The 23,334-nt window shown below is 70.9% G+C and carries 13 protein-coding genes; 6 read left to right on the top strand and 7 right to left on the bottom strand.

Annotation, left to right across the window (positions count from 1 at the left end; genetic code table 11):
- The first annotated feature begins 34 nt into the window (after positions 1-34).
- Positions 35-1,144 (top strand): LacI family DNA-binding transcriptional regulator, encoded by a 1,110-nt coding sequence (locus ACIG0D_RS11370; protein ID WP_399798610.1) that lies wholly within the window; start codon positions 35-37, stop codon positions 1,142-1,144.
- Between the two features lie 499 nt (positions 1,145-1,643).
- On the opposite strand, the gene ACIG0D_RS11375 is transcribed toward ACIG0D_RS11370, so the two are convergent.
- Positions 1,644-3,137 (bottom strand): alpha/beta hydrolase family protein, encoded by a 1,494-nt coding sequence (locus ACIG0D_RS11375; protein WP_399799269.1) that lies wholly within the window; start codon positions 3,135-3,137, stop codon positions 1,644-1,646.
- A gap of 936 nt (positions 3,138-4,073) precedes the next feature.
- On the opposite strand from ACIG0D_RS11375, the gene ACIG0D_RS11380 reads away from it, so the two are divergent.
- Positions 4,074-4,367, top strand: coding sequence for a hypothetical protein (locus tag ACIG0D_RS11380; protein ID WP_399798613.1), 294 nt, complete (start codon positions 4,074-4,076; stop codon positions 4,365-4,367).
- A gap of 194 nt (positions 4,368-4,561) precedes the next feature.
- Here the strand turns inward: ACIG0D_RS11380 and ACIG0D_RS11385 are convergent, their stop codons facing one another.
- The 3 genes from ACIG0D_RS11385 to ACIG0D_RS11395 all read right to left on the bottom strand — a co-directional run bounded on the left by ACIG0D_RS11385 (position 4,562) and on the right by ACIG0D_RS11395 (position 8,305).
- The gene (locus ACIG0D_RS11385) at positions 4,562-4,819 is read right to left on the bottom strand and encodes a hypothetical protein (protein WP_399798615.1); all 258 of its coding nucleotides are present in this window, start codon (positions 4,817-4,819) and stop codon (positions 4,562-4,564) included.
- A 231-nt stretch (positions 4,820-5,050) separates the two neighbouring features.
- Positions 5,051-6,271: a PP2C family protein-serine/threonine phosphatase gene (locus tag ACIG0D_RS11390; protein ID WP_399798618.1), complete on the bottom strand. Its 1,221-nt coding sequence runs from the start codon at positions 6,269-6,271 to the stop codon at positions 5,051-5,053.
- A 387-nt stretch (positions 6,272-6,658) separates the two neighbouring features.
- A complete protein-coding gene (locus ACIG0D_RS11395) occupies positions 6,659-8,305 on the bottom strand; it encodes a glycoside hydrolase family 27 protein (protein ID WP_399798621.1) in 1,647 nt (548 codons plus the stop codon).
- Between the two features lie 273 nt (positions 8,306-8,578).
- Here ACIG0D_RS11395 and ACIG0D_RS11400 point away from each other — a divergent pair, with 273 nt between their 5' ends.
- Positions 8,579-10,198, top strand: a complete 1,620-nt coding sequence (locus tag ACIG0D_RS11400; RefSeq protein ID WP_399798624.1) for a glycoside hydrolase 43 family protein — start codon at positions 8,579-8,581, stop codon at positions 10,196-10,198.
- A gap of 119 nt (positions 10,199-10,317) precedes the next feature.
- On the opposite strand, the gene ACIG0D_RS11405 is transcribed toward ACIG0D_RS11400, so the two are convergent.
- From ACIG0D_RS11405 to ACIG0D_RS11415, 3 genes are all read right to left on the bottom strand, one after another.
- The gene (locus ACIG0D_RS11405; protein ID WP_399798626.1) at positions 10,318-11,586 is read right to left on the bottom strand and encodes a cation:proton antiporter; all 1,269 of its coding nucleotides are present in this window, start codon (positions 11,584-11,586) and stop codon (positions 10,318-10,320) included.
- A 241-nt stretch (positions 11,587-11,827) separates the two neighbouring features.
- A complete protein-coding gene (nhaA, locus tag ACIG0D_RS11410; protein WP_399798629.1) occupies positions 11,828-13,126 on the bottom strand; it encodes a Na+/H+ antiporter NhaA in 1,299 nt (432 codons plus the stop codon).
- Positions 13,127-13,226: 100 nt separating this feature from the next.
- On the bottom strand, positions 13,227-14,759 hold the full coding sequence (locus tag ACIG0D_RS11415) for an alanine/glycine:cation symporter family protein (protein WP_399798632.1): 1,533 nt from the start codon (positions 14,757-14,759) through the stop codon (positions 13,227-13,229).
- A 903-nt stretch (positions 14,760-15,662) separates the two neighbouring features.
- Between ACIG0D_RS11415 and ACIG0D_RS11420 the strand changes: the two genes are divergently transcribed.
- From ACIG0D_RS11420 to ACIG0D_RS11430, 3 genes are all read left to right on the top strand, one after another.
- Positions 15,663-16,148, top strand: a complete 486-nt coding sequence (locus ACIG0D_RS11420; RefSeq protein ID WP_399798635.1) for a hypothetical protein — start codon at positions 15,663-15,665, stop codon at positions 16,146-16,148.
- A gap of 143 nt (positions 16,149-16,291) precedes the next feature.
- Entirely contained in the window at positions 16,292-18,334 is a 2,043-nt protein-coding gene (locus ACIG0D_RS11425; protein WP_399798637.1) for an SPFH domain-containing protein, read from the top strand.
- 83 nt (positions 18,335-18,417) lie between these two features.
- Positions 18,418-23,307 (top strand): DNA repair ATPase, encoded by a 4,890-nt coding sequence (locus ACIG0D_RS11430; protein WP_399798642.1) that lies wholly within the window; start codon positions 18,418-18,420, stop codon positions 23,305-23,307.
- The last annotated feature ends 27 nt before the right edge of the window (positions 23,308-23,334 follow it).

Genomic DNA, 23,334 nt, shown 5'->3' on the forward strand with positions numbered 1-23,334 from the left:
CAGCCGTCGATCACGAGAAGTGAGGTACCGAGCGATGTCAGGAGAGCGGCCCCGCCCGTCGGCGCCCCCGACGATCTCCGAGGTGGCCGCGGAGGCCGGGGTCGGCCGGGCGACCGCCGCCCGCACGCTCGGCGGGTACGGATACGTCAGCCCCGAGCTGAAGGAGCGGGTGCTCGCCGCGGCCGAGAAGCTCGGCTACCGCGCCAACGCGCTGGCCCGCAGCATGTCGACCGGTGTCACCCACACCCTCGGGGTCATCGTCGCGGACATCGGCAACCCGTTCTTCGCGGGTGTCGTGCGCGGCATCTGCGACACCTCCCGCGCCCGCGGATTCGACACACTGGTCGTCAGTACGTACGAGAAACTCGACGAGGAGGTCGCGGCGGCCAACGTCCTCATCGACAAGCGCGTCGACGGCATGATCGTCGCGTCGGCGGCGGTCGACCGCTCCTCGGTCGCCCACATCCGCACGGCCCTCGATCGCGGCATTCCGGTCGTCCTCGTCGACCGCGCGGTGACCTCGCTCGAACTGGACGCCGTCGTCATCGACAACCGGGACGCGGCCCGTGAGGCGGTCGAGAAACTCATCGCCGCCGGTCACCGGCGCATCGGGTTCGTCTGGGGGCCGCCGGTGGACAAGGCTCCGGCGACCCGGCGGGAACTGATCGCCGCAGCGTCCCGGAACCTGTGGACCGACGGCGAGCGCCTGTGCGGATACCTCGACGCCCTCGACGACGCGGGCATCCCCTTCGATCCCGAACTGGTGATGGTCGGCCCGAAGGTGGAGGAACGGGCGACTCAGGAGGTCGCCCGCATGCTCGATCTTCCCGACCGTGTCACCGCCCTGTTCTGCACCGAGACCGACGGCGTCACCGGCGCTCTGCGCGCCCTCCGCGCGCGCGACTTCTCCTGCCCCCGCGACGTGTCCCTGATCGGGTTCGACGACAGCGCCTGGGCCGCCGTCATGGTGCCGCCCCTCACCATGATCGAACAGCCGGTGCACCAACTCGGTTCGAAGGCCGCCGAGGTACTCCTCGACATCCTCGAAGGAGCCGAACCCCGCCGCGAGATGCACACCCTGCGCACCCGCCTCGTGGAACGCTCGTCGGTCGCACCACCGCCCGGCGCTCCTGAGGGCCTCTGAGACCTGTCACACCGACGGGGAACGCCTCCGGCATCCGACCGCGGCGTGGCACCGGCACCGCGGCACGGCATCGTCCGGTGGCGGCGTATGTTCGCGTGCACGTCCTGAGGCCGCCATCAACGCGGACAAGATCGCGCGTACGGTGACCGCCCACAGGACGCCTTGGTTGACGCGGGTGGCCTCGTCCAGCGCCTGGTGGGCCGCGGCAGCGCCCTGTTCCGGCTCGCCCTCGGTGAACAGTGCGCGGCCGGCCCGATGCGGTCCATGACCTTGACCCGGTCGAAGCCGGGCCTGCGCAGGGCGACGGAGGAAGTTATTCAGCGAACAACCGCCGTGTATGCGGGGATGACGCGGTTGCAGGAAGGACGCTCAGCCACAGGCGACGTCTGGAGGGTAAGCCGCTGTGAACTACCGTCTGCGGCAGGGGCGGCGCCGCGGACGGCACTCCGGCCGGCGAGGGGATACGGCTGTGCCGTCGGCTGCCGCGGCGCGAAGCCGGTCAGCGGCTGTTGTTGTCCGGTGGGTAGACGCTGAGGACGCCGTAAACCGAGAGAACGTCAGCCAGGTCGCCGGGTCTGTGCCGCAGGGTGGTGTCCAGAAAGGCGAGCGTGGTTGCGGCGACGACACGCGGGCTGTCGGTGCGGCCCTGGGAGCCGACTATCGAGGGCACAGGCGGCAGGTACAGGGGGCCGTCCATGAAGGTGAGGTGTGTGGCGCCGGGGATGGTGAGCCGGTAGCCCGTCGCGGTGTTGAGCTTGAGGGCCTTGGTGAGGCGGGGTATGTAGCGCGGGTCGGTTCCGGGGGTGATGGCCTGGGTGAGCGCGAGCGTCGGCTGGCGGAGGGAGGGAGAGATGGGGCCGTGGGGGTAGCCGTCCAGATCGATGACGGCGTCGAACCGACGGTCCTGCCGGGCGGCCTGGAGGGCGGCGGCACCACCCATGGAGTGACCGGTGACCGCGGCCCGACCGGTGTCCAGGCGTCCGGTCAGCGGGCCGGCGATCTCACCTCGGTCCAGACGGTCCAGCTGGGTGAGGACGAAGCTGAGGTCGGCGGCCCGAACAGCCGTCCAGTCAGCTGCCAACCTGTCGTCCTTGTCCCGGTCTCCGGTGGAGTCGGTCCTGGTGTGAAGCGTTCGTCCGTCGGCGAGGACGACGGCGGCGGAGTCGTACGGGTGGTCGAGGCCGACGACCACATAGCCGTGGCTGGCCAGTTCCTCTGCCCAGGCGGTGTTCTGGGTACGCACTCCGCCCGACCCGGGAGAGAACAGCACGACCGGGAACCGTTCGCCGCCACCGGTCACCGGGGCGTTGAATACCGCATGGGTGCGGGCACGCGGGACGCCGTCGACCAGGAAACCAGGCAGGCCGACCTGGCGGACGAGAGCGTCGGAAACGGTACGCGCCTCGTGCTCCGTGCGTCCGAGGTACTGGGCCCGCCGCGCGCCTGCAGGGCTCTTCCGGGCGGGATACCAGAGCTGGATCACCACCGTGCGCTGGTCGTACGGATCGGCGGTGAAGGTCTCGGGGCGGCGTGGATCGGTCCACTGCACCACCCGGGTGCCGACCGCGAAACGGCCCGACGGCTCGGGAAACCCGGGTACGGGAAAGGCCCAGGCGGCCACCGGGCCCGTGGCCATCAAGCCGAGGCAGGCCACCGATCCCGGCAACGCCGGCCACCATCGGGCCCGCCACGTCGGCCGGCCGGAACGGCGTCGCAGCAGGGGGGAGAGGGTGAATGGCAACGCGACGGCAGAGCCTGCCAGTACCGGCAGCATCTGCCAGCGGATCCCCACCACACTCAGCACGATCGCGGACAGTGCGAGAACCGCCACCGCCGCGATCGTGACGCGTGGGCGGGCCGCGGGCGGAAGCCAGCGCGCCACCACCAGCGCGACGGCACCCAGCAAGGCAAGGAATTCCAGAGGGGACATGTACAGCCCCACGGCGATCTCTGTCACCCGACCATCCTCAGGGCGGGGCACGCGATGCCACATCGGCCCCGGGTCGCCATCGCGTGCGACCAGAGTCGCAATCGAGCCCGCCAGGTGAACGGCCGCTCTGCGACCACAGGGGGGAGCGGGCTCCTCCTGCGGTCGTAGAGCGATCGCGGAGCCGACCAGGTCGGCGACGGAGCAACCCCCGCGCCTGCGGGGACGACACCTGCTCGATGTCCCCTCAATGCGGCTGCCGTAGCTGAACTGCGTCAACAGGTCGAAGCGAGATGGAGGATGTGCGGGCTGCCCGTAAGAGCCGAGGGAATGGTGGTCATGCCGGAGGACTTGAAGGCTGTCGGCTGGGGCAGCGCGACCGCCCGGCTGTCTGAGTGAAGACGCTGACGCATCGGCCGCAGTCAGCCCTGAGGGATGGCTGGTAGCGCTTGCGCGTCCAAGTGGATGAAGCTGCAGCTCTGCGACAACTTCACGGACACGCCTTGCGACGTGGACCAGGGCACTTTCAGCCAGTACGTCGGCCCTGTGTGGCAAAGGCCTGGAGGCTGTGGCACGGTGACGGCTCTGATGAAGACGTCATCGACCGCCACGACGTACCCCATCAACCGAGTTGCCACCGATGTCACCAACTGCAACTGACGCGTACGCCGCGGTTGCGAAGGACGGAATACAGTGCGACACAGACTCGCGTTCACCACGATCTGCGCGGCGGGGTCGTTGGCGGTGCTGACGGCGTGCGGCGGCTCGTCCCAAGCAGGCACCGAGCGTGAAGAGCCGGCCCACCGGGCAGCAGCGGCTTCCCGGTCACCTTCGAGGACGTTCGCCCCGGCACCGACGACACCGAAAGCGTCCGTCGGCCCGGGCGGGGAGGACACCGCGGCTCAGGAGGAAGAGGCCCGTAGGCGGGCCGCCGCCGCACCCAGTGGCGTGCCGGTCTCAGGGCAGCCCTACGACCCCACGGAGCCGGACTTCGAGGACCCCGTGGCCACACGCGGTGACGTCACCGTCTACCGCATCACTCGGACCGGCGACGGCCTGACCGTCCCTGTCACCATCACCAACACCGGTCGGGACCGCGCGGCCTACACGGCAGAGATAGGGATCACCGGGCCGCAAGGCTTCGAGGCCGTTCTGCACGTCGGCACCGACGGCGTCCCCATCCATCCCGGCACGAGCCACCCCGCTGAGTTGACGGCCGCCGATCCCGGCAAGCCCGTGCCTGCCGATCCCGCCATCACCATCTCTCACGTCAGCCGAGTCCCCTACGCAGGCTGAAGAGCACCTCGGCGGCGTTGGTAAGGCCGTGGAGCGCCCTGGTCTCCAAGGGCTACGTCGCGAAGAAGTTCACGGCAGCCCAAAACGGCCATGCCTCCCACTGACCCCGATGATCACGGCTGCGGCCTGGCCATCGTCGCACTGGGGGAGTGGACCAGCCGAGCCGTCCGCGCCTGTGAGAGGCCTCGTCCGGCTCAGGGGAGGTAGTAGGTCTGCCGCAGGAACGCGGCCATGTCCCGCAGGGCCTGGGTGTAGCCCGCCTTGTAGCGCGCGTCCGTGTCGGTGCGCCCGCTTTCGGCCTCCGCCCACTGGACGAGGTGCAGGGCGATGTCGAGGTGGTTGCGGTAGAGCGTGCCGTGATCGCCGTCGAGCGCCGCACGTGCGCGCTCCTCGTCCCAGTCCTCCAGCTCGCCGGTGTCGAAATCCAGCAGTTCCTCATCAGGCCGCTGCACGTTTCCTCCTCCGGGATCAGCTCCGTGGCCCGTGGCCGCTCCGAGGACGGGCAGCCCGGTCGTCCCTTCCACGTACCCGGCGTACCAGCTTGGCCGAGGAACAGCCCGATGCTTGCCTGTGGATCGGCGGCATCGGAGCGATGCCCTTGTTACCCGGTATCCAGGTCAGGGGCCGCCGTGTCAGTTCGTGCGGCGACGAGGACGGCTGGTCGTCCGGGGCCGAGGACCGCCTCAGCGTGGGGCTGAGGCCTGCTGGGTGTCCGCGCCGGAGCTGACGTGCCGCTGGGTTTCCTGGGTGCCGTGCCAGTCCAGGCACACGGCGGTGGCGTCGTCTTCGAGCCGGCCGTCGGCGGCGTCCCGGACGGCGGACGTCAGCGCCAGCGCGGTCTCCCGCGGGTGCAGGTTCCGGGTCTCCTCCAGCAGGGCGGGCAGGTCGACCTTCTCGCCGTGGCGTTCGAGCATGCCGTCGGTGAACATGAGCAGACGGTCACCGGGGCGCAGGTCGAGGTCCTGGACGCGGTAGGGGTGGGGGGTGAGCTCGGACAGTCCGAAGGGATGGTCCACGGCGCAGGTGATCGTCTCCGCTGCTCCCTCGCGCAGGCGCAGGGGCCACGGATGGCCCGCGTTGACGAGCCGGGCGCGCCCGGTGTGGAGATCGATGCGCACCAGCTGCCCGGTGGCGTGTCCGTGGCCGTGGTCGATGAGTGCCTCGTCGGCGCGGTGGGCCTGTTCGGCCAGGTCGGCGCCGGCCCGGCGGGCGCCGCGCAGGGCGCCCACCAGGACGGTGGCGGTCAGGGCGGCATCGATGTCGTGGCCCATGGGGTCGGTCACCGACACGTGGAGGGCGTCGCGGTCGACGATGTAGTCGAAGGTGTCACCGCTGAGATCCTCGGAGGGTTCCAGGTTCCCGCACAGGGTGAACTGCGCGGCCTCGCACGACAGCGACGGGGGCAGCAACTGGTACTGGATCTCGGCCGCCAAGGTGGGCGGTCGGGAGCGTTTGCCCCAGGTGTAGAGGTCGGTGAAGCGGCCGTTGGCGATCACGATGTAGGCCAGGATGTGGGCGGCTTCCCCGAGCGCCGCACGGACCGCCTCGCCGGGATCGGCGGGCAGGAACAGCTCCAGGAGCCCGATCGCGTCTCCCCGGTTGGTGACCGGCACGATCACCCGATGTGCCCGGCCGGTCGCCTCCCGGTGCAGCCGCTGGGTGCGGATCACTTCCTCGTAGACGCTGCCGAAGAGGGGGATCCGCTCTGCCTCCCGCTCACCGCCCGCACCGGTGGCGGACAGCCGCGCCACCGCCTTGCCCGTCAGGTCCACGATCAGGAAGGAGACCCTCGTGGCGTCGAAACGCCGCCGCAGGTCGTCCGCGATCACGCCGACGGCGTCCGCCGGCGCCGCCGTTTCCGCCGCGGTCAGCAACCGGGGCAGTGCGCTCTGTCCACCACTCACGGCCGCGGCCCCTTCCAGCAGCCCCCTCTCACCAGCTTGGGAATCGCCGCAGCCAGCGTCAATCCGTGAGTGGTCAGGGGCCGGGCCGGTACAGCCCACTGCCCGGTCCCGGTGCCCTGGAGTGCTGCTGTGACGTCCGCCCGCTGGGGCGCCGGCGAAGGTCAGGGACCGTGCGACGATGTTTGCCGTGAGCCCGGTGTTCCAGGCGCTGACGGTACCCGCGACCCGGCAGGTGGCGGTCCCCTGTGGCGGCTCGGAGGCCTGGAACCGGGTGAAGAACTTCCACACCTCCGCCGGCAGCCAGGTCCTGGAGCCGCTGTCACCGGGAGCCCTGTTCTGGGGAGCGGCGATGTGTCCATCGCCGAACGCTGGTCGGAGCCTGGTCGCTCACGCGCGGGACCACTTCTGGTTGGCCTGGCCGTTGCATGTCCACAGGACCAGCGGGGTCCCGTTGGCGGTGCCGGCCCCGCTGGCGTCGAGGCACAGGCCGGAGTGGACGTTGCGGATCGACCCGTCGGCGCCGACGGTCCACTTCTGGTTGTTCTGGCCGTTGCAGGGCCAGGTGACGACACGGGTGCCGTTGGTGGTGCCCTGGTCGTAGGCGTCCAGGCACTTGTCGCCGTAGACGCGGATCTCGCCGCCCGCCCAGGTGGTCCACAGCTGGTTGGCGGCGGTGTGGCAGTCCCACAGCAGAACCGTGGCGCCGGCGGCGGTGGAGGCGTTGTCCACGTCCACGCAGCGGCCGGACCCGTTGCCCCGCAGACGCGAGGTGGTGGCGGCGAGCGGGCTGCCGCCGGTCACCCGGAACACGGCCACACCATGGGCGGGGACGCTCGCCGAGATCTGTCCGGACGTGCTCGACGTGGAGCCGGTCCACAGGTCGGTGAGGGTGAACGGCCCGCCGGACAGGCCGACTTGGGCAGCGGTGGTGGTGACCGTCGCGGTGCCCTCGCCGCGGTTGAACAGGCCCACCGCGACCGAACCGTCCGACAGGGGCTTGGCGAACACCTCGGTGGCGCCGTCGTCGCGCACCCTGCGCCCGCCCGCGCCCAGCCGGTCCTGGTTCACCGCCAGCAGACGCGGGTTGCGCAGGACGGCGCTGACGTCGGCGGACATGGTGCGGATGTCGTTGCCGGCCATCAGCGGGGCGCCCATCAGCGCCCACAGGGCGAAGTGGGAGCGGGACTCGGTCAGGGTCAGGCCGGGACGGCCGACGACCAGCATGTCGGGGTCGTTCCAGTGGCCAGGGCCCGACTGCGCCGCCAGTGGCGCGGTGACGTCCAGGACGTTGCCGACGCCCATCGGGTAGCTGTTGGTGTTGCCGTTCTGCCAGATGTCGAGCAGGTCCTCGGTGGTCCGCCACAGGTCGGCGACCTCACCCCAGTCGTACGTGGCGCCGGTGGGGGTGTGCAGGCTGTTGGGGTTGATGCTGTAGACGATCGGCCGTCCGGTGGCGCGCAGGGCATCGCGCATGAGCGTGAAGCGCGCGACCTGCTCGTCACGGGTGCCGCTGGGGGAGCACCAGTCGTACTTGAGGTAGTCGACGCCCCAGGAGGCGAACGTGGCGGCGTCCTGGGCCTCGTGTCCCTTGCTGCCCGTGGCTCCCGGGTAGCTGCCCACGGCCTGTGCGCAGGTGCGCTCGTTCGGTGCCTGGTAGATGCCGAACTTCAGGCCCTTGCTGTGGATGTAGTCCCCGAGCGCCTTCATCCCGCTCGGAAACTTCGTCGGGTTGGCCCGCAGGTTGCCCTGCGCGTCACGCTGCGGGTCGAACCAGCAGTCGTCGACCACCACGTAGCGGTATCCGGCGTCCCGCATGCCCGAGGACACCATCGCGTCGGCGGCCTGGCGGACCTGGGCCTCGGTGATCCCGCACCCGAAGCTGTTCCAGCTGTTCCAGCCCAGCGGCGGGGTGAGGGCCGGGCTGCCCGGCGCGGCCGAGGCAGGGGAGTGGGCGGAGGCCGTCACGGACGCGGTGACCGTGAGGGCGGCGGCTGCGAGCAGGCGGAGCAGTCGTCCGCTTGAACGTCTGAGCACCAAAGGCTCCTTCGGGGAGGGTTCGAAATTTCGATCCTCGTTCGGAAAAGCGCGATGTCAGGGATGTTAGAGCTGTGCCTGGGCGTGTCAACAGCCTGCGGTCCGACAACTCCCGCGGCCTGCAAGGGGATTGAGTCCGATCCTCTTCGAATGTTTCGAGAGTCTGGCGAATCGTGCGAGAAGTGTTGACGGCGTTTCCCGGCCCCCTATCATCCAGGTTGCTCGACTTGTCGATCCATGTTCGAGATATCGAAAAGGACCCTCAACGTGGAGATGTCATGGCCTCATCAATCCATCTCGCGCCGTCGCACGCTGGCCGCCGCCACCGGCCTGGCCGCGGGCGCCCTCCTCCCCACGGCCAAGGCCTCCGCCCAAGCGGCGGGCGCCGAGGCGGCGGCCTTCACCAACCCGGTCATCTGGCAGGACTTCGCCGACATCGACGTCATCCGTGTCGGCGACACCTACTACGCCTCCGCCTCGACGATGCACTACTCGCCGGGCGCGCCCGTTCTGCGGTCGTACGACCTGGTGAACTGGGAGATCGCCGGTCACTCGGTGCCCGTCCTCGACTTCGGTGCCAAGTACGACCTGAACGGTGCCCGCGGCTATGTCAGAGGGATCTGGGCGTCGTCACTGGCCTACCGGCCGAGCAACAGGACCTTCTACTGGCTCGGCCAGATCGACTTCGCCCGGACGTACATCTACACCGCCACCGCGGTGGAGGGACCGTGGAGCAGGCTGACGACGATCAGCACGCCCTACTACGACGCGGGGCTGCTCGTCGACACCGACGACTCCCTGTACGTGGCGTACGGGAACACCACCATCAGCGTGGCCCAGCTCTCGCCGGACGGCCGCGGCCAGGTCCGTACGCAGGAGGTCTTCAGGACACCGTCGAGCGTCGGCACCCTCGAGGGCGCCCGCTTCTACAAGATCAACGGGCAGTACTACATCTTCCTGACCCGCCCGGCGAACGGCCAGTACATCCTGAAGTCGTCGAGCGGCCCCTTCGGGCCGTACACGATGCGGCAGGTCCTCCTCGACCTGCGCGGGCCGATCCCCGGCGGCGGTGTCCCCCACCAGGGCGGGCTGGTGCGGACGCAGAGCGGTGCCTGGTACTACCTGGCCTTCGTCGACGCGTACCCCGGCGGCCGGATGCCCGCGCTGGCTCCGGTCACCTGGACCGCGGACGGCTGGCCCGTCGTGCAGCTCGTCGACGGCGCATGGGGCACCTCGTACCCCAGCCCGGCCGTACCCCCTCCGCCCCGGCCGGTCACTCCCATGACCGGCGTCGACACCTTCGACGGTACGACCCTCCGGCCGAGGTGGGAGTGGAACCACAACCCGGACAACACCAAGTGGTCCGTGGGCAACGGGCTGACCCTGCGGACCGCGACCGTCACCCACGACCTCTACTGGGCCCGCAACACCCTCACACATCGCATCCAGGGGCCCACCTCCACCGCCACCGTCCAGCTCGACCACTCGGCGATGCGGGACGGCGACCGGGCCGGACTCGCGCTGCTGAGGGACTCGTCCGCCTGGATCGGCGTCAAACGCGACGGCGGCGTGAAGCGGCTGGTGATGGTCACCGGGCTGACCATGGACACCAACTGGAACACCACCGGCACCGGCTACGAGGTCGCGAGCGCGCCCCTCTCGGGCAGCAGCGTCTGGCTGCGCGCCAACGCGGACATCCGCCCCGGCGCACCACGCCCCGGCACCTTCTCCTACAGCACCGACGGCACCACCTTCACCCGCCTCGGACCCGCCTTCTCCATGGGCAACGACTGGCGGTTCTTCATGGGCTACCGATTCGCCCTCTTCAACCACGCCACCCAGGCACTCGGCGGCGCGGTCCGCGTCACGCGGTTCGAGCTGTCCACGCCCTGAACCAGTCCGGGGCGGCACCACCCCAGCCCCCCCCCACCCCCGCGAGGAGACTCATGAACCCGCTGAAACGGCTCGGCATGCGCCGGCCTCCGTCTTACTCCCGTGGCGGCTCGGCCCGCTCACCCGGACCGAGGCGGGGGAGCGGTGCTGCGAAGGCGGTCGAGGCGGGTGACGACCGGGCCGGCCGTGACGCCGTGCAGCACGACGGAGGCCAGCACGGTGAACGTCACCACCGCCCAGACCTCCCGTGACGACACCGGGAAGCCGTGCTGGCCCAGGGCATAGGCCAGGTAGTAGAGCGAACCGATGCCCCGGATGCCGTAGCCCGCGATCACCCAGCGTTCCTTGTTCCCGAGGCTCGTCCCGAGCAGCCCGGCCCAGCCGGACAACGGTCTGATCACCACCAGCAGGGCCAGACCGGTGACGGCTCCCTGCCAGGTCAGCGCGGCGAGGCCACCGAGGGCGATGAACGCGCCGAGCAGGAACAGCACCACCGCCGTGAACAGCCGCTCGATCTGCTCGACGAAGTCGTGCAGGACGTTGTGGAAGCCGTGAGCGCGCTCGGCCGCCCTGATCGAGCACGCGGTGGTGAACACGGCGAGGAAGCCGTAGCCGCCCAGCAACTCCGTCAGCCCGTACGACAGGAACGTGGCGCCCAGGGCGACGAAGCCCTCCCGGTGCTCGGACAGCCTGAGCACCGGTGAGCGGGCCCGGAAGAACAGCCAGCCGAGGAGGCGTCCGACCAGCCACCCGCTCAGCACACCGACCGCGCATCTGAAGGCGACGTCCTCCGCCACCCAAGCGCCGACCCAGTCGGCCGACCAGCCGCTGCCCGCCGCCGCGGCCAGCGCGACCGCCGCATAGGTCAGGGGGAAAGCCAGCCCGTCGTTCAGTCCGGCCTCGCTCGTCAGGGTGAACCGCACCTCGTCCTCGTCGTGCTCGTCCTCGGTGGGCTCGCCGACACGCACCTCGGAGGCGAGCACCGGGTCGGTAGGCGCCAGCACGGCGGCCAGCAGCAGCGCGACCGCAGGCGGCCAGTCCAGCAGCCACCACGCCGCGAGGGCGGTGAGTACGACGGTCAACGGCATCGTGATGCCCAGCAGCCGCCAGGTCGTCGCCCACCGACGCCGACCGACAGGCCGGTTCAGCGCCAGCCCGGCACCCATCAGCGCGACGATCACGCAGATCTCCGTGATGTGCTCCGCGAGCAACCGGTCTTCCACCGGGTCGATCACCGGCAGCGGCAACGGCAGAAGATACACACCGATGCCGCCCACCAGGAACACCAACGGCAGCGACAGCGGCCGTCCGGCCACCACCCGGGGCAGCACCGCAGCGAGCAGCGCTCCCACTCCCAGCCACGCGAACACCGCATCGGCAATCGTCACCGTGTCGGCCTCTCCTCTCCGTACGACCGCACAGCGGCCATACGCCCGCGCCGCGGAAAGCCGCCACTGCTCATCAGACCAGCCACCCGCCCTCGGCAGCCCGAGCCGATCCGGCGGTTCCCGTCCGCGTACCCAGGTCGGCGCACCGCATGATCGGAGAGACCGCGCGCAGCGGGTCGAGCCCTGCGCCGGACGAGGTCAGCCGGACGCTCCCTCGGAGGGCTGGGGGCTCCCCTGTGCGTCAGTGTTCGCCGGTGCCGGCCCGCTGGTAGATGTCGGGGATGCCGTCGTGGTCCGCGTCCACGTTTTCCTCGTCGTACAGCCGTCGGTAGACCCCGTTGCGGCGCTTGATGAGGACGGCGGCCAGGGCGGCGGCGATGAGGGAGCCGACGAGGACCGCTGCCTTGATCTGCTCGGCGGCGGCCGGGTCGGGGAAGGCGAGTTCGCCGATGAGCAGGGCGACGGTGAAGCCGATCCCGGCCAGGACGGCGAGAGCGAAGACGTCCGCCCAGGCGAGGTCGGGGTTGAGGCGCGCGCGGGTGAAGCGGACGGCGAGGTAGGTGCCGGCGAAGATGCCGAGGGCCTTGCCGGCCACCAGGCCCAGGACCACACCCAGGGGCTCGGGCTGGGTGAAGACCTGCCCGAGTGAGCCGGCCGAGACGGCGACGCCCGAGGCGAAGAGCGCGAAGAGGGGCACGGCCACTCCGGCGGAGACCGGGTGCAGGACGTGGGAGGTGCGCTCGCCGGGCGAGTCGGCCTCTCCCTCGTCGCGAGTGGTCCGCAGGATCAGTCCCATGGCCACCCCCGCGACGGTGGCGTGGACGCCGCCGTTGTACATCAGCGCCCAGATGGCGATGCCGAGCGGGACGTACCACCACCAGCCGCGCACGCGGAAACGCTGCATGAGGTGGAAGACGACGAGACCCGCGAACGCGCCGCCGAGCGCGGCGAGGTTCAGGTCGCTGGTGAAGAAGATCGCTATGACGAGAATGCCGCCGAGGTCGTCGACGACGGCGAGGGTGAGCAGGAACGCCCTCAGGGCGGCGGGCAGATGGGAGCTGAGGACGGCCAGGACGGCGAGGGCGAAGGCGATGTCCGTGGCCATGGGGACGGCCCAGCCGTCGAGGCTGCCGCCGCCCGCCCAGGCGGTGAGGGCGTAGAACGCGGCCGGGACGGCCATGCCGGACAGGGCCGCGACGACCGGCAGGGCCGCGGTCGCGGGGGTGCGCAGTTCACCGACGACGAGTTCGCGTTTGAGCTCGATGCCGGCGACGAGGAAGAAGATCGTCAGAAGTCCGTCGGCGGTCCAGTGGCCGACCGAGAGATCCAGGCCGACGGCCGGTATGCCGAAGTGGAAGTCGCGTATGCGCTCGTAGGACTCGCCCCATGGGCTGTTCACCCATATCAGCGCGATCACAGCGGCCGCGAGGAGCACCAGTCCGCCGACCGTCTCGGTCCTGAGCGCCTGGGTCACGGCCTGGCGTTCGGGCAGGGGCAGCAGGCCGAGCAGTGTGGGGCGCCGGCGCGGGGCGGCAGCCATCGATGGAACCTCCGGGGGATCGGGGCACGCCGAGCGGGCCCGTGCACACCAAGGCGCGAGGTGTGCGCGGGCCCGTTCAGGAGTCGGGCCGCGGGGACGGTCAGACGGTGGTCTTCACCGACTCCTGGTCTGTGTCCTCGGTGATCTCACCGGCGTTGCGGGCGCGGACGAACTCCAGGAAGGAGTTCAGCTCGCGCTTGACGACCGGGGCGAGGAGGTAGAGGCCGATGATGTTGATGACGGCCAGCATGAACAGCACGGCGTCGGCCATGTCGATCAGCGTCTGGAGCGTCAGCAGGGAACCGGCGACGGCGAACAGCGTGTAGACGGCCTTGTACGTGATCTCGCTGGTCCTGCTGCGGCCGAACAGGTACGTCCAGGCCTTCAGGCCGTAGTAGCCCCACGTCAGCACGGTGGAGATGGCGAACAGCAGCACCGCGACGGTGAGGATGTACGGGAACCAGGGCAGCACCGTGGCGAAGGCGTCCGAGGTGAGGGTGACACCGGCGACGGACCCGTCCTCGCGCGCCTGGGCATAGCTCGCAGGGTTGGCGATGACGATGGTCAGCGCGGTCATCGTGCAGATGATGACGGTGTCGATGAACGGCTCCAGCAGGGCGACCAGGCCCTCGCTGGCGGGGTGCTTGGTCTTGACCGCGGAGTGCGCGATCGGGGCCGAGCCGAGACCGGCCTCGTTGGAGAACGCGGCCCGCTTGAAGCCGATGATCAGGGCGCCGAGCACACCGCCGGCTACGCCCGTGGGGCTGAAGGCGCCCTCGACGATGGTGGCGATGGCCGCCGGGACGGCCGTGACGTGGACCAGGATGACGACCAGGCAGGCGGCGATGTAGATGCCGGCCATGGCGGGCACGAGCTTGCTGGTGACGTTGGCGATGGAGCGGATGCCGCCCAGGAGCACGATGCCCACCAGCGCGGCGATGAGGATGCCGAAGAACAGCGCGCCGGCCGAGGAGCCCATCAGTCCGTCCTCGCCGCCGGTGACGGAGACCAGCTGCGCGTAGGACTGGTTCACCTGGAAGAGGTTGCCGCCGAAGAGGCCGAAGAACAGGACGAAGAAGGAGGCGAGGATCGCGAGGACCTTGCCGAGGGTCTTGCCGTTCTTGCCGAAGCGGTCGGCGAGGCCCTTGGGCAGGTAGTGCATCGGGCCGCCGGAGACGGTGCCGTCGGCGTGGACCTCGCGGTACTTCACGCCGAGGGTGACCTCGACGAACTTGGTGGCCATGCCGAGCAGGCCGCACAGGATCATCCAGAACGTGGCGCCGGGGCCGCCGATGGAGACGGCGACGGCCACACCGGCGATGTTGCCCAGGCCGACCGTGCCGGAGACGGCGGCGGTCAGTGCCTGGAAGTGGTTGACCTCACCGGCCGACCCCTTCTCGTCGTACTTCCCGCGGACCACGTCGACGGCGAGCCTGAATTTGCGGATCTGGACCAGCCCGAACCAGGCCGTGAAGACCAGACCGGCGACGACGAGCCAGGCGACGATGAGCGGGAGCTCCGTACCGGCGACCGGGACGGAGTAGAAGACCACTTCCCCGAGCCAGGTGGCTATGGGCTCGAAGAATCCGCTGACGGCTTCGTCGACGGATGTGGTGAAGGAGTCGAGTGACACGGTGGTTACCTCGATGGCGCAGGACCGGCGCATGGGAGTCTGCGCCGGCGAGATGTGCGGTCTTTGAGCGAACGCCGTTGTCCGATCGGCGACCCTGGGGCCATGCTCCACGGACTCGAAGCGTGATCACCCTGGTCGTGCTGCCGACGCGCGTCGGCGGCTCCGCGCTGCGGCGAGGGGTGGTGCCACCTGCGGAGTTGCGTTGTTCTACCACGACCTTTACGAGATCTTTAGTGATGCAGATCACATAACCATGAGTAATCTTCGAAAATGCCAGCGAGCGAAACCAGACCGTTATCCGGAGAGTCTGATCCGTTCATCGGACACCTATACGCCACCGACTGCCTCGCGCTGCCCGGCCGGGTGGCGGTAAGCGGACGTTCCGGGGGCTGGGTGGGCGCCGCCATGGGCGCGCCGTCACCTCGCCCGTCCGGTTGCTTACGGGGTTCCGGCGGGCGTTCGGTGTCGGTCATTCCTCCCCGTCGGTCTTCCGGGACCGCGCCGCCCGGCGCAGGCGGTGGTGGCGTGCCCCGCTCTGTTCCGTGACGGCCTCGCCCACCAAACTATGGGGCGAAATCCCATCCCCCAGGTGGTGGCACGCCGACCCGGCGGTACCGGAGCGGACAAGGCCTGCCGGGGCAGCCGGCGCACCCCGCGTACCGAGGATGCTCACAGGGTCTCCGACCGGCCGTTGACGTCTTTTTAAGGGTGTCCGGCACGCAGACGGTGGTGAACTCTGCCTACATTCGGCAATGCGCGGCCCGGTCGCACTGATGCACGATGCCCGCGGGGAGCCCAGCGGATCGATCCGGTGCCGGTGACCGGCAGACACCGGCACCCGGCACCGGAGGAGGCGCGCCCCACCCACAGGACACCGGCGGCGGCGACGGAGAGGGGGGACCGATGCGGACACTGTTCACGGCCGCGACCGGACTCCCCACGCTCCTGTTCACCGCGGCCCTGCTCGTGGCGGCGTGCTTCTGGGTGCTGGTCGCTGTGCGGGCCGCCGCGGTGGACAGCTTCGACGCGGACGCGAACCTCGACCCGCTCGGCATGGGCGGGGTACCCGTCGCGGTGGCCCTGTCGCTGCTGTCGGCCCTCGCCTGGACGCTCGCTCTCGGCGCGGCACTCCTGCTGGACGCCGTCGAGCTCACGGGGCTGGCCGGCTGGCTGCTGCGACTGGCGGCGCACGCCGGGGCACTGTTCGTCGCCTGGTCGCTCACCAGCCTCCTGCTGCGGCCGGTGCGGCGTCTGTTCGCCAGGCCGCTGCACCGCCTCCGCCCCGACGAACCCGGCCTGCCACGGCCCGCGGACGCCGGGGGATTCCCGCGGCGACTGCGGGAGTCCGGCCGCGGCGACCTGTCCGAGGTCCACCACCGCGCCGTCTGAGCACGGTGTGGGCGGGCGCTCCCGTCCCGCCTGATCCCGCTGTACGCGGGAGCCCCAGCCCCACCCCTGGTCCCGGTACGCGCGTGCGCTCACGCCCCGCCAATCTCGCCTCTCAACTCCCTTATGCCTCAAGGACGTATGCCATGGATGCCTTGACCTTCGGCATCGGCGCGCTCGTCGCCGTCTGCCTGCTCGCGCTGCTGCCCGCCTTCGTGTTCTCACGTCTGTTCCGCAAGGTCGAGCAGGGCAAGGCCCTGATCGTCTCCAAGCTGCGGAAGGTCGACGTGACCTTCACCGGCCAGATCGTGCTGCCCGTGCTGCACAAGGCCGAGGTGATGGACATCTCGGTGAAGGCCATCGAGATCACCAGAGCCGGCAAGGACGGGCTGATCTGCCAGGACAACATCCGCGCGGACATCCGGATCACCTTCTTCGTCAAGGTCAACAAGACCGTCGACGACGTCATCAAGGTGGCCCAGGCCGTCGGCACGGCGCGCGCGAGCGACCGGGACACGCTCCAGGAACTGTTCCACGCGAAGTTCTCCGAGGCGCTGAAGACCGTCGGCAAGCAGATGGACTTCACCGACCTGTACACCAAGCGCGAGGAGCTGCGGTACCGGATCATCGAGGTCATCGGCGTCGACCTCAACGGCTACCACCTGGAGGACGCGGCGATCGACTACCTGGAGCAGACGCCGCTGACCCAGCTCGACCCGGCCAACGTCCTCGACGCCCAGGGCATCCGCAAGATCACCGAGCTGACGGCCGCCGAGCACGTACGCACCAACGAGGCCCAGCGCACCGAGGAGAAGGAGATCACCCGGCAGAACGTCGACGCCCGCGAGGCCATCCTGGAGCTGGAGCGCCGCCAGGCCGACGCCGAGATCAAGCAGCGCCGGGAGATCGAGACCGTCCGGGCCCGGGAGGAGGCCGAGACCGCGCGGGTGATGGAGGAGGAGCGGCTGCGCGCCCAGGCCGCGTTCCTGCGCACCGAGGAACAACTCGGCGTCCAGCGCGAGAACCAGGCCCGCGAGGTCGCCGTCGCCGCGAAGAACCGCGAGCGGGTCATCGCGATCGAGAACGAGCGCATCGAGAAGGACCGGCTGCTCGAAGTCATCGCCCGGGAGCGGGAGACCGAGCTGACCCGGATCGCCGCCGCCAAGGAGGTCGAGGCGGAGAAGCGGGAGATCGCCGAGGTCGTCCGGGAGCGGGTCGCCGTGGACCGTACGGTCGCCGAGCAGGAGGAGTCCATCAAGAAGCTGCGCGCCGTGGAGGAGGCGGAGCGGCAGCGGCAGGCGGTGATCATCGCCGCCGAGGCCGAGGCGCAGGAGAAGCTGGTCAAGGACATCAAGGCCGCGGAGGCCGCCGAGCAGGCCGCCGTGCACCGCGCCGCCGAGGAACTCACCCTCGCCGAGGCCCGGTTGAAGAGCGCGGACCTGGACGCGCGGGCGAAGCTGCGGCTCGCCGAGGGCATCCAGGCGGAGTCCGCCGCCGAGGGGCTGGCCGCCGTCCGGGTCCGCGACAAGGAGGCCGAGGTCATCGAGAAGGCCGGCCGCGCGGAGGCCGAGGCGACCGAGGCGCGGATGCGGGCCGAGGCCGAGGGCGCCCGGGCGAAGGCGCTTGCGGAAGCGGCGGCCATCGGGGAGAAACTGAAGGCGGAGGCCGCCGGTCTGACCGACAAGGCCGCCGCGATGGCCGCGCTGGACGAGGCGTCCCGGGCGCACGAGGAGTACCGCCTGCGGCTGGAGGCCGAGAAGGACATCCGGCTGGCGGGGCTGGACGTACAGCGGCAGATCGCCGAGGCGCAGGCCACCGTGCTCGCCACCGGACTGGAGAACGCCGACATCGACATCGTCGGCGGCGAGTCGGTCTTCCTCGACCGGCTGGTCGGTGCGATCGGGCTCGGCAAGGGCGTCGACGGGTTCGTGGAGCACTCCCGGACCGCGCAGTCGCTCGCGAAGCCGTGGCTGGACGGCACGTCGAGCTTCACCGACGACCTCACCCGCGCCCTCGGCTCGGTCACCACGGCCGACGTGCAGAACCTGACCGTGTCCGCCCTGCTGATGAAGCTCATGAAGACGGGCGGCGCCGACTCGGGCGCCCTGAGGGAACTGCTCGGCAAGGCGGGCGAGCCGGGCCTCGCCGACACCTCGCTCGCGGCTCTCGACGGCAACGCCAAGGGCTGACCGGGCCGTGGTCCCGGAGCTGCCGGCACAGGGGGCGGCAGCTCCGGGAACCCTTCCTGTTCCGACTTCCTGAGAGGGACCTCATGACCACCGGCCTGGACACGGGCACGTACGAGGTGCTGCGCGACCGCCTCACCGCACAGGCGGCGGAACTCGCCCGCCGCGCCGAGGCGCTGAACAGCCGCCGCGTCGAGGAGTTCGGCTCCCTGCGGCTGGAACTGGCCGGCACCGAACGGCTGCGCACCGAGTCGGCCTGCGTGCCGCGCGACATCGTGTCCGTCGGCGACGTGCTGCTCCTCGGCCACAACACCGTTCCCGGCCGCGGGCCGCGGACCATCGTCGGGAACGTGCTCACGCTGCACGACCGCGCCCTGAACCGGCTGCCCGACGACGCCGTGCCCGGCCTGCTCGACGACCCCGCCTTCGTCCGCGAGTTCACCGCCCTGCACCGCTACTTCCACCAGGCCCGCCTGCTCCAGCTGCGACGCGTCGAGGACAAGCTGCTGGCCGTCTTCCAGACCGGCGAGAAGGCCGACGACATCCGTGTCCTGCGCTGGGCCGTAGCCGACGACGGCCAGGTGTCCTTCCTCGACGCGCGCGGTGACCGCGACCACGTCCTCCCGCCCGCCCACGACTTCCCGTGGACGGTGACGACACGCGAGGACCACGTACTGGGCCGTCACCCGCACGTCTCGATCGAGGGTGAGGTGTTCGTCGCGACCCTCGGCGGGCTGCTGACCGTCAAGAGCGAGGACGACACCGAGACGGACGAGGGCATCCACGCCGAGCCGGTCGTCGAACCGTTGCAGTCGCTCGCCGACGCGCACATCGCGTACGCGCGCGTGGGCGCTCTGATCCTGCTGGACATCCTCCCCTACAAGGAGGACGTCCACCGCTACCTGGTCTTCAACACCCTCACCAAGACGGTCGTCCGCCTCGACGGCATCGGCCAGGCCTGCCGCCGGCTGCCCGAGGACCAGGGCATCGTCTTCCCCGGCGGCTACTGCCTGGCCACCGGCACGCACCGGACGTTCGACGGCGTCGACACCGCGGGACTGGAGTTCGAACGGGTGGTCCGGTCCCCTAACGGCGAGGACGTCCTCTTCACCTTCCACACGCGGGCCGCGGGCCGCAGCCTGCTGTTGCCGTACAACATGATCCGCAAGGAGATTCCCACCCCGCTGACCTGCCACGGCTGGGCACTCTTCGACGACGGCGCCCTGCTCGCCCTGCGCGCGGACGGCGACGAGCCGCAGCGCGTGCACCCCGTCCAGCTGTGGAACTCCCCGTATGTCTCCGACACCCACGCCGCCGGCCGGCCGGCCGGGACCGGGCCGCTCGCCCGCGTCGGCAACGCCGACCTCGTCCGCGGCATCTCCGACTGCCTGTCCATCACGCGCGCGGTCGCCGGGACCACCCCGACCAGGGAGGTCTACGAGGCACTGGCCGCCGCGTGCGTCCGGGCCGCCGACGCCCACCACTGGCTCGCAGAACCGGAACTCGGCGCCCTGCACGAGCCGCTCACTCAGGTCCGGTCCACCGCCGAACAGGTGCTGACCGAGTTCGAGACGGTGCAGGCCCTCACCCGGCAGGCCGCCGAAGCCCTCACGCAGGCCGAGGCGCGCGTCGCCGGCGTCGTACGGCGCCTGCGCGGCGAGGCACCGCGCACCGCCGCCGCCTGGGTGTCCGGACTCACCGAACTCCGGCACGCCCAAGGCCACCTGCTCACCCTCAAGGACATGCGGTACGCGGACACCGACCGCATCGACGAGCTGGCCGCCGACATCGACACCGACCTCGCCGGCTTCGGGCAGCGGGCCGTCACCCACCTGGCCCACGAGGACGCCTTCGCCGCCCACCAGGCCGACATCGAGCAACTCGTCGCCGACGCCGAAGCGATCACCACCGTCGCCCAGAGCGCGCCCGTCGCGGCACGCCTCGACGAACACGCCGACAGTCTGCGCACGGTGACCGAGGTCGTCTCCGGACTCGACATCGGTGACGCCACCGTCCGCACCTCCATCCTGGAGCGGATCGCCGACGTCCTCGGCGGCGTCAACCGTGCCCGCGCCACCCTCGACGCCCGCCGCCGCGAACTCCTCGACCGGGAGGGACGAGCCGAGTTCGCCGCCGAGTACGCCCTGCTCGGCCAGGCCGTCACCGGTGCGCTCGCGGCGGCCGGCACCCCCGAGGCCTGCGACGAACAACTGGCCCGCATGCTCGTCCAGGTCGAGAACCTCGAGTCGCGGTTCGCCGAGTTCGACGACTTCCTCACGGAACTGGCGGACAAGCGCGACGAGATCCACGAGGCGTTCTCGGCCCGCAAGCAGACCCTCGCCGACGCCCGCGCCCGCCGCGCCGAGCGCCTGGCCGACTCGGCGGCCCGCGTGCTGGACACGGTCACCCGCCGCGCGTCCACGCTCGCCGACGCCGACGCCGTCACCACGTACTTCACCTCCGACCCGATGCCCGCGAAGGTCCGCCGCACCGCCGACGAACTGCGCGAACTCGGCGACCAGGTGCGGGCGGAAGAACTGGACGGCCGTCTGAAGGCGGCCCGCCAGCAGGCCCTGCGCGCCCTGCGCGACCGCACCGACCTCTACGCCGACGACGGCCGCACCATCCGCCTCGGCGCCCACCGCTTCGCCGTCGACACCCAGCCGCTGGACCTCACTCTGGTCCCGCAGGGCGAGGGCCTGGCCTTCGCCCTGACCGGCACCGACTACCGAGCCCCGGTCACCGACCCCGACCTCGCCGCGACCCGCCCCTACTGGGACCGCCCGCTGCCCTCGGAGTCACCGGAGGTCTACCGCGCCGAACACCTGGCCGCCCGTCTCCTCGACGAGTACGGCCCGGCCGCCCTCACGGCGGCCGAGGACCTGCCCGCCCTGGTCCGGCGGGCCGCCGAGGAGGCCTACGACGAGGGTTACGAACGCGGCGTACACGACCACGACGCGGCACTCGTCCTGGCCGCGCTCCTGCGCCTGCACGAGGGCGCCGGACCGCTGCGCCACGAGCCCGCCGCCCGCGCCGCCGCCCAGCTCTTCTGGGCACACGGCACGACGCCCGAGGAGCGGGACGGCTGGACCCGGCGCGCGGTCTCCCTGGCCCGGGCCCGCGACACCTTCGGACCGGCACCCGCCATCGCCGACCTGGAAGCCGAACTCGCCGCGGCGATCGGCGACCGGGCCGCGGCCGCCTACCTCTTCGAGGAGCTGACCAGCGGTCCCGACGGCTTCGTCATCAGCGCCGGCACCCGCACCCTGCTGGAGAAGTTCCGCCGCACGGTCGGCACACCGGCCTACGACGACGACCTCGCCGCCCTCAACGACCCGGCCGCCCGCAGACAACTCGTCGAAGCGTGGCTGACGTCGTACACCACCGCGACCGGAACGGACCTCACCCCGGGCGACCTTGCGGAGGCGGTGGCCGCCGAGCTCTGCCCGCACCTGCCTCGCTACGAGTCGGACGCTCCGCTGACCGAGACCGTCGAGGGACTGCTCGGCACCCATCCGCGCCTCGACGGCCGCACACTCACCGTCCGCGTCGACGAAATCCTCGCCCGCGCCCGGGAGTTCCGCCTCCGAGAGGTTCCCGCCCACCGGGCCTACCAGCGCCGCCGCACCGCCCTCGTGGCCGCTGAGCGCGCCCGCCTCCGCCTGGACGAGTACCGGCCGCGCGTCATGTCGGCGTTCGTCCGCGGCAGGATCGTCGACGAGGTGTACCTGCCGCTGATCGGCGACAGCCTCGCCAAGCAACTCGGCACCAGCGGCGACACCAAGCGCACCGACACCGGCGGCCTGCTCCTGCTCATCTCCCCGCCGGGCTACGGCAAGACGACCCTCATGGAGTACGTCGCCGACCGGCTCGGCCTGATGCTGGTCAAGGTCAACGGCCCCGCGCTCGGCCACACCGTGACCTCGCTGGACCCGGCCGAGGCCCCGAACGCGACGGCCCGCCAGGAGATCGAAAAGATCAACTTCGCGCTGGCGGCGGGCAACAACACCCTCCTCCACCTCGACGACATCCAGCACACCTCGCCCGAGCTGCTGCAGAAGTTCATCCCGCTGTGCGATGCCACACGCCGCATCGAGGGCGTGTGGGACGGCGAACCCCGCACCTACGACCTGCGGGGCAAGCGGTTCGCGGTGTGCATGGCGGGCAACCCGTACACCGAGTCCGGCAGCCGCTTCCGCGTGCCCGACATGCTCGCCAACCGCGCCGACGTGTGGAACCTGGGCGACGCCCTGGCCGGCAGGGAGGACACCTTCGCGCTGAGCTTCGTCGAGAACGCCCTCACCGCCAACCCGGTGCTCGCCCCGCTCGCCGGCCGCACCCGCGAGGACCTGGACATCCTGATCCGCCTCGCCGGCGACGACCCCGCCGTGCGCCCCGACCAACTCGCCCACCCCTGCGCCCCCGCCGAACTGGAGCAGATCCTGGCCGTGCTGCGCCTGGTGCTGGCGGCCCGCGAGACCGTCCTCGCCGTCAACGCGGCGTACATCGCGTCCGCCGCGCAGGACGCCCGCGCCCGCACCGAGCCACCGTTCCTGCTCCAGGGCTCGTACCGCAACATGAACAAGATCGTCCAGCGGATCCGGCCCGTGATGAACGACGCCGAACTCCAGGCGCTCATCGACGACCACTACACGACGGAGGCCCACACCCTCACGACCGGCGCCGAGGCCAACCTGCTGAAACTGGCCGAACTGCGGGGGACCCTCACACCCGAGCAGGCCCGGCGGTGGGCCGAGGTCAAGGCCGCGTACGTCCGCGACCGAGCCGTGGGCGGCCCGGAGGACGAGCCGCTCGCCCGTGCCGTCGCCGCCCTCGGACTCCTCGCCGACCGGATCGCGGCCGTCGAGGCGGCCATCACACGGGCCGCCGACCCCCGTTCCCTGCTCACCAACCCGAACGCACGGCACGCCGCCCTGCCGGTGCCTCGGGACACGCAAGGGGGGAACGTGTCATGAGAGATGTGCCCGCGCTGCCCGACCAGG

The sequence above is a fragment of the Streptomyces sp. NPDC052773 genome, assembly GCF_044547145.1.
Taxonomy (GTDB): domain Bacteria; phylum Actinomycetota; class Actinomycetes; order Streptomycetales; family Streptomycetaceae; genus Streptomyces.

Bases quoted from the DNA above. Each gene is read 5' to 3' on its own strand.
- ACIG0D_RS11425 (WP_399798637.1), top strand. From the start codon at position 16,292: ATGGATGCCTTGACCTTCGGCATCGGCGCGCTCGTCGCCGTCTGCCTG.
- ACIG0D_RS11430 (WP_399798642.1), top strand. From the start codon at position 18,418: ATGACCACCGGCCTGGACACGGGCACGTACGAGGTGCTGCGCGACCGC.
- ACIG0D_RS11420 (WP_399798635.1), top strand. From the start codon at position 15,663: ATGCGGACACTGTTCACGGCCGCGACCGGACTCCCCACGCTCCTGTTC.
- ACIG0D_RS11370 (WP_399798610.1), top strand. From the start codon at position 35: ATGTCAGGAGAGCGGCCCCGCCCGTCGGCGCCCCCGACGATCTCCGAG.
- ACIG0D_RS11400 (WP_399798624.1), top strand. From the start codon at position 8,579: ATGTCATGGCCTCATCAATCCATCTCGCGCCGTCGCACGCTGGCCGCC.
- nhaA (WP_399798629.1), bottom strand. From the start codon at position 13,126: ATGGCTGCCGCCCCGCGCCGGCGCCCCACACTGCTCGGCCTGCTGCCC.
- ACIG0D_RS11375 (WP_399799269.1), bottom strand. From the start codon at position 3,137: ATGTGGCATCGCGTGCCCCGCCCTGAGGATGGTCGGGTGACAGAGATC.